At 58.2% G+C, this 467-nt stretch carries 1 protein-coding gene; it reads left to right on the top strand.

Translation table 11 applies throughout. The annotated features are described in order from the left end of the window. The coding region (locus J1G18_RS28560; protein ID WP_410477724.1) for a hypothetical protein at window positions 1-467 on the top strand (467 nt) is incomplete at both ends.

Here is a 467-nt window from a genome sequence, read left to right as displayed (position 1 = left end):
GTATGGTAATGAGGAGGTATCGCTTCCGCGGATCGTGGTCGTGGTGGCTGCCGACACACCGGCCATCACATCAGTAAAAGACGAGAGCAACAGGAACATCCGCGAAAACGGTTACACCGTGCACACCAGCGTCACGCTCACTGGCTCCGCGCCGGCCGGCCAGGAGGTGGAAGTTTTTCTCGGTGCGGTCTCCAAAGGCAAGGCCAAGGCAGAAAGCAACTCCATCTGGACCCGTCCCGTTAGCGGGTTGTCGTTGGACGTGTTGCATACTTTCACGGCCATTGGTCAATACGCAAATAACCCGCCGTCGAATCCCTGGCGCCTGACCGTATTGAATGGGGTCCGGCCGGCCATCACCGGTGCGGAAGATTCCAACGGGCAGCCAATCAGCAATGATGGAAGCACCGGTGACACCACTGTTCGTCTGAGGGGGACGGCGACCAAGCATCTTGAGGTGGAAATTTTCG

The organism is Pseudomonas sp. MIS38, from assembly GCF_019891575.1.
Taxonomy (GTDB): domain Bacteria; phylum Pseudomonadota; class Gammaproteobacteria; order Pseudomonadales; family Pseudomonadaceae; genus Aquipseudomonas; species Aquipseudomonas putida_A.
The sequence above is the reverse complement of the archived record's forward strand: the minus strand, read 5'-3'. Positions and strand labels throughout refer to the sequence as shown.